General features: G+C 55.3%; 9 protein-coding genes. 5 read left to right on the top strand and 4 right to left on the bottom strand.

Annotated elements, in window-relative coordinates:
• The 3 genes from B0G83_RS38910 to B0G83_RS20585 all read left to right on the top strand — a co-directional run.
• Positions 1-243, top strand: a 243-nt coding sequence (locus tag B0G83_RS38910) for a hypothetical protein (RefSeq protein WP_219849037.1), incomplete at its 5' end; no start/stop codon positions are given.
• The gene (locus tag B0G83_RS38220; protein WP_146120267.1) at positions 218-829 is read left to right on the top strand and encodes a hypothetical protein; all 612 of its coding nucleotides are present in this window, start codon (positions 218-220) and stop codon (positions 827-829) included. The genes B0G83_RS38910 and B0G83_RS38220, both read left to right, overlap by 26 nt.
• Positions 829-1,347: a GNAT family N-acetyltransferase gene (locus tag B0G83_RS20585; protein WP_105509226.1), complete on the top strand. Its 519-nt coding sequence runs from the start codon at positions 829-831 to the stop codon at positions 1,345-1,347. The genes B0G83_RS38220 and B0G83_RS20585 overlap by 1 nt, the downstream gene beginning before the upstream one ends.
• Positions 1,348-1,387: 40 nt before the next feature.
• Here B0G83_RS20585 and B0G83_RS20580 read toward each other — a convergent pair whose 3' ends face one another.
• From B0G83_RS20580 to B0G83_RS38695, 4 genes are all read right to left on the bottom strand, one after another.
• The gene (locus B0G83_RS20580; RefSeq protein ID WP_105509225.1) at positions 1,388-1,888 is read right to left on the bottom strand and encodes a flavin reductase family protein; all 501 of its coding nucleotides are present in this window, start codon (positions 1,886-1,888) and stop codon (positions 1,388-1,390) included.
• A gap of 141 nt (positions 1,889-2,029) precedes the next feature.
• Complete coding sequence (locus B0G83_RS20575; protein ID WP_105509224.1) at positions 2,030-3,058, bottom strand: methionine synthase; 1,029 nt, start codon at positions 3,056-3,058, stop codon at positions 2,030-2,032.
• A 26-nt stretch (positions 3,059-3,084) separates the two neighbouring features.
• Complete coding sequence (locus B0G83_RS20570; RefSeq protein WP_105509223.1) at positions 3,085-4,068, bottom strand: DUF1852 domain-containing protein; 984 nt, start codon at positions 4,066-4,068, stop codon at positions 3,085-3,087.
• Positions 4,065-4,214, bottom strand: coding sequence for a hypothetical protein (locus B0G83_RS38695; protein ID WP_181156986.1), 150 nt, complete (start codon positions 4,212-4,214; stop codon positions 4,065-4,067). Before B0G83_RS38695 ends, B0G83_RS20570 begins: the two co-directional genes overlap by 4 nt.
• A 179-nt stretch (positions 4,215-4,393) precedes the next feature.
• On the opposite strand from B0G83_RS38695, the gene B0G83_RS20565 reads away from it, so the two are divergent.
• Positions 4,394-5,302 carry a LysR family transcriptional regulator gene (locus B0G83_RS20565; RefSeq protein WP_105509222.1) on the top strand — a complete coding sequence of 303 codons (909 nt, stop codon included), beginning with the start codon at positions 4,394-4,396 and terminating at the stop codon, positions 5,300-5,302.
• A gap of 480 nt (positions 5,303-5,782) precedes the next feature.
• A complete protein-coding gene (locus B0G83_RS20560; RefSeq protein WP_146120266.1) occupies positions 5,783-6,109 on the top strand; it encodes a hypothetical protein in 327 nt (108 codons plus the stop codon).
• Positions 6,110-6,149 lie beyond the last annotated feature (40 nt).

The raw sequence follows: 6,149 nt of genomic DNA, 5'->3' as shown, positions 1-6,149 counted from the left end.
GTTCGATGGCGCAAACTCGTTGTATCACACGCGATCGACCTGACTGTCAATTGCCCGCTTAGCGGCAAAAATCGAGTTTCCACACACTCTGGGTCGGCTCCTGCCCGCGACGATCGGACCACGTCCGGCCAGGTAGAGACAGTCGACGACAAGGTCTATATCGTCGACAATCTCAGGCTCATCAAACAGCAAACTTCTCAGGCGAGGGCGCCCCGCGATGCCAGCTTCGACCCAAGAGCGTAACGCGCAGCTTTGGAGGTGCACGCTGTCCGACAGCCTCCGCCCTTCAATCCCACTATCCGCCAGTCTGCGCAACGTACGGTCGGGAGATATATCGGCGCTCGGGCTGCTTTTCTTCGCTGCGTTCCAAGGAACGATCGACGATGCAGCGCAGACGGCAACTCAATACACATCAAAGGCACGGGCCATCCTCGACGGACATTACGGCGATTGGATCGCCGAGGCATCGTGGACCGTCGAACAGTCCGAAGGGCTCCAATCGGCTTGCCTCGTTTGTGACTACAAGCCTTACGGTTGCCCGGTCATAGCCGTCGTAGCCACCGCACCCGCAAGCAAGGCGTCAGGCAGAGCCGGGACGTTGCTCGACGCTGCATTGGCGACATTAACCGCGCTGGGTCATTCGGAATGCTGTGCGATGGTGACCAAAGGAAATGTTGCTTCAGAGCGCTTATTCGAAAGTCGGGGATTTTCGCCGCATGCCGCCGTTGACGTTTTGTCAGGCGGCGCCTGCTCCGGCTCAGCCAGTCGGTCACTCGACGTCGACAACCAGCAATCACCGAATGAAAATACCGGAGGCGTAAAACGCTAATGCTCGTCGATATCCGAGAAGCAATGGTTGTGGACGCACAAGCCATTGCAGAAATTCATGTCTCGTCGTGGCAGTCCGCTTATGCCGGGATCATGCCGCCATCGTTTCTGGCAGCCCTGTCGGTAGATAAGCGTGCGCGCTCGTGGCGTGATGCGCTCGAATCCCGGCGGATAAGTGTTGCGCTTGCCTATACCGCAGGCCAACTCGCTGGATGGGTCGCATATGGAAAATGCCGTGACACGGACAAGGACGCATCGTGGGGAGAGATTGAGGCAATCTACCTGGATCCGTCGCAATACGGCCAGGGTATCGGGGCATTGCTGATGCAGCACGCGTGCCGTTCGCTTGATGAAATGGGCTACACGCACGCGTTGCTCTGGGTGCTGACCAAAAATTGCCGTGCGAGAACGTTCTACGAGCGTGTCGGTTTTGTTGCGGATGATAGAACCCGGGAGTTTGAGCTGGGCGGTTCTGTCCTGTGCGAAATACGCTATCAACGGCTGGGGGGCAGCTATTGAGAAACGCATGCGCCCAGCGGAGGTCGGCACTCAAACCGCGCTATGCGCCGGCAATATTGCAATATTGTCCTCTGAAATACAGCAGTGGCTGTGTAGCGGCAGCTTGTTGCAGGTCTAACGCTTTCACTTCACCAATCACGATCAGGTGATCGCCCGCGGCGTGTTCGGCGTAAATTTCGCAATCGAGCCAGTGAAGGCTACCGGCAATGATCGGGTTACCCAGCGGTGATTCCTGCCATTCGACGCCGTGCCACTTGTCAGTGCCTCGGCGAGCGAACTGGTTGGAAATCCGGACTTGCTCGTCCGACAGGATATTGACAACGAATCGACCTGCCCGGCGAATTTTTGGATAGCTGACCGAACTGGACATGACGCTGAATGACACCAGCGGCGGGCTCATCGACACGCTATAGAAAGACTGACAAGTGAAGCCGATCGGCTCGCCATCGACGTGTGATGCAATCACCGTGATTCCGGATGCGTAATGCCCGAGCGATTCGCGAAAGCTCAAAGGCTCGATGGCCGTGCTGGAATGTGACATGAGTAGATAGCAATGACTGGATGCGGCTCGGAAATATCGAGGTGGCGTGTTCCGGCCGATTCAGGGAGCCATTTCAAGGCACTCCCCGAAATCCACGCAGCCTTCAATTCCCCGAGTACGACTTCCGGCTTCAGCCCGGAATTAGTTCGAGAGTTCTTTCCGGACGATTTCCGCGCCCGCGCTCAAAGCTTCCAGCTTGCCTTTCGCTATTGCACGCGACAAGGGAGCCATGCCGCAGTTGGTGCAAGGATAGAGCTTGTCGGCATCCACGAATTGAAGTGCTTTTCGCAACGTGCCGGCGACTTCCTCGGGCGTTTCGATGGTATTGGATGCCACATCGATGGCGCCCACCATCACCTTCTTGCCTCGAATGAGTTCGATCAGTTCCATCGGAACGTGCGAGTTGTGGCATTCCAGCGAAACCATGCCGATACTGGATTTTTGCAACTTGGGGAAGGCTTCCTCGTATTGCCGCCACTCCGATCCCAGAGTTTTCTTCCAATCCGTATTGGCCTTGATGCCATAGCCATAGCAGATGTGCACAGCGGTTTCGCACTTGAGACCTTCAATCGCCCGCTCCAGGGTCGCGACGCCCCACTCGTTCACCTCGTCGAAGAAAACATTGAATGCGGGCTCGTCGAATTGAATGATATCGACGCCGGCGGCCTCCAGTTCCCTGGCTTCCTCGTTCAGGATCTTTGCAAACTCCCAGGCGAGTTTTTCGCGACTCTTGTAATGATCGTCGTAAAGCGTATCGATCATGGTCATCGGGCCCGGCAAAGCCCATTTTATGGGCTGCGTGGTTTGCTGGCGCAAAAACCTGGCGTCTTCAACGAAAACCGGCTTTTGCCGGGCAACCGCATCAACGACCGTCGGCACGCTGGCATCATAGCGATCGCGAATTCGAACGGTTTTGCGGTTCTCGAAATCAACGCCGCTGAGGTGCTCGATAAACGTGGTCACGAAATGCTGGCGCGTCTGTTCGCCGTCACTGACGATATCGATGCCCGCGTGTTGCTGTTCCTGCAACGACAGGCGCAAAGCATCCTGTTTGCCCTCGATCAACCCCTGATCCTGCAATTTCCAGGGTGACCAGAGTTTCTCGGGTTCAGCAAGCCACGAGGGTTTAGGTAAGCTGCCGGCAGTTGAAGTGGGTAGCAGTTTTTTCACGGTAGACGACCTTGCGTTTTTGTTAATTAAAGAGCGTAGTCAGCAGACCACTGCTCAAGAATGGCCTGGTATGGTTTGATAAATTGCTCCTCGACAAACCGTCCCTGCTCAATAGCCAGCCGACTACGTTCTTCCCGATCGTAAACAATTCGAGTCAAAGAAAAATCCTGGTTCTTCAAGCTGGGTTGATAGGATTTCCCTGCTGGAGAATTCGCGTTGTAAATCTCAGGCCGGTAAATCTTCTGGAAGGTGTCCATCGTGCTGATGGTGCTGATAAGCTCAATATTGCTGTAGTCGGCAAGCAAATCGCCGGTAAAATAAAAAGCCAGAGGCGCAACACTATTCGGAGGCATGAAATAGCGAACCTTCAAGCCCATTTTTTTGAAATATTCGTCAGTGAGGGAATATTCGTCCTGCTGGTACTCGACGCCCAAAACGGGGTGCTGATTGACAGTCCGGTGATAGGTCTTGCTGCTCGAAACGCTTAGACATATAACCGGCGGTTTAGCAAAATGATGTCTGTAAGCGCTGGATTTTACGAAGCACTTGAACAGCTTTCCATGCAGATCTCCAAAATTATCTGGCGTGCTGAATCCATGCCGATCCTTGTTGTGCTCCAGCAAGACCACGCTAAAGTCATAATCTCGCACATAAGACGAAAAATTATTGCCCGCAATGCCTTCAATGCGTTCGCTGGTTTTTCGATCAATAATATTGGTTTTCAATATTTCGATCAAAGGGAGTGCGCTGCCACTGCCTCCACCGTCAATATTCATTGCAACGGAAATGATTTCAAGTTTGACAGCGTAACGATCGCCTTCAGGGTTGTCCCAATGCGCCAATGCATTGAAACGATTGTCAATCATGCTGAAGGTGTTGCGCAAGTTTTCCTGGCGGCTCTTTCCTCTGGCCAGGTTGGCAAAGTTAGTCGTGGTACGCGTATTTTCTGAAGGGTGATAGTCTTCATCGAAACGGATGCTGTTAATAGCAAATGTGAACTCTTGACTCATTGTGATCTTGCATCCTGATTTCTGAAATGAAAACTGCGTTTGCTCTTCAAAGTTTCCCGCTTTTCTTCCGTGATTTTTTGCTCAGCAGTCTCATCGGCATCAGCATTCAAAACGAATTTGACGTTGAGCCACCGCTGGCGGGACATGAATCGATTTCATGCAGCCATTAGTCGTGCTCATGACGCGGCGTACGTTGACCTGCATCGTGACCATGTGCCGTGTGCTAATCAGAAGAAAGTGACTGGCAGCGATGATATAGTTTCCCTTTCATGAATAAAAATGGATTTATTTCATGCAGGCATTAAATTTGTTCATGGAGTGAGCGATGCTGGATCGTAGTCATCTGATGGTCGTGCGGGAAGTGGAGCGGCGCGGTTCGCTCACGGCCGCGGCCGATACGCTCAATCTCACGCAGTCGGCGCTAAGCCATGCGGTGAAGAAGCTCGAGCAGCAACTCGGTACGCCGGTGTGGACGCGCGAAGGGCGTTCCATGCGGCTAACGCAGGCCGGACAGTACCTGCTGAGCCTCGCCAACCGGTTGCTGCCGCAATTCGAACTCGCCGAAGAGCGCATGAAGCAGTACGCGCAGGGCGAGCGCGGCACGTTGCGGATCGGCATGGAATGCGCGCCGTGCTATCAATGGCTGCTGAAGGTGGTGTCGCCATATCTTGCGCGCTGGCCGGATGTCGATGTCGACGTGAAGCAGCGCTTCCAGTTCGGCGGCATCGGCGCGTTGATCGGCTATGAAATCGACGTGCTTGTCACGCCCGACCCGCTCAAGAAGCCCGAGTTGCATTTTCAGCCGGTGTTCGATTACGAGCAGGTGCTGGTGGTTGGCGATGACCACGCGCTGGCCGGAGAACCGTATGTCACGCCGGAGCAATTGGCGCATGAGGTGCTGATCACGTATCCGGTCGAAACGGACCGGCTCGATATCTACACGCAGTTTCTTACGCCCGCGAACATGGTGCCGAAGCGCCACAAGGTGATCGAGACGACCGACATCATGCTGCAGATGGTGGCGAGCGGCCGTGGCGTGGCGGCATTACCTCGCTGGCTCGCGGAAGAATACGCGAGCTGGATGCCGCTCACGCCCGTGCAACTCGGAAAGCAGGGTATTGCGAAGCAGATTTTCCTCGGCACGCGCAAGACTGATGACGACATCGATTATCTGGCGGCGTTTGTGAAGGCGGCGCGGGAGTGGAAATGGGCGGAAGCGAAGATGCGAGACTAGTTTTGGATGGGGACATGAACAAAACTAATTGCAGGATGAAAAGATACCATTTCATCTTGCGCGGCTCAGCCTTTATCATTTTCGCCAGCGAGCTTTAATCACCGCGCCCGAAATTCCGAAGTCCCAGTTCGCACCCGTAGCGCCAGCTTCGCACCTCTCAAAGACGAAATCGGTCGCCGCACTCAAGATCGACGTACGCCCCGTAGGATCGACTTCGCTTTGCCACAAGCAAGCGATAGCGTCAGGGGCATCCAGGCATTACGGGAACATCATTCCCACACCTACGTCAACTGATTCAAGGAGGTCAGCATGCCATTGGACGGAGTCTCGAACAGAACCCCGGTTCAAAACACAACTACGCCGGAGCAATCCAGCGCCAAGCCGCAAAGCAATGTCGGTTCCGCGTCGAGCGACGGTTCGACACACCCGCAATTGGGTGCCTTGCAGCGACCGCCGCACAGTGTCGGTCAGGTGCAGGACATGGCCAAAAAAGTCTTCAGTTTCACGACCGGCGTTTCGCCGAAGGTCGTGAATCAGTCGGGTGGCGAGCAAGGGCAAGCGCTGCGCAAGTTGCCGGCCACGCCTGAGAACATGACGAAGCTCTCGGCGTTCGAACATGCGGCCGCCAATGCGCCCGGCGCCGCTACGTCGGCGGATAAAATCGCCGCTGCGGCAGGTTTCGCACGCAACGGCGCCGCTCATACGGCGGCAAGCACGGCCGCGCTCGGCGCCGGCGGTCTGCGCGGGGCGCATGCGGCAGGCTATCTGCCCGACCACATCGAAAATATTTCGTCGAACTTTTCCTGACGGGATGAACCGCCGGCGGGGCAGGCATGAGGCGACCTTC

This window comes from Paraburkholderia sp. BL21I4N1, assembly GCF_002973525.1.
Classification (GTDB): Bacteria; Pseudomonadota; Gammaproteobacteria; order Burkholderiales; family Burkholderiaceae; genus Paraburkholderia.
The sequence above is the reverse complement of the archived record's forward strand: the minus strand, read 5'-3'. Positions and strand labels throughout refer to the sequence as shown.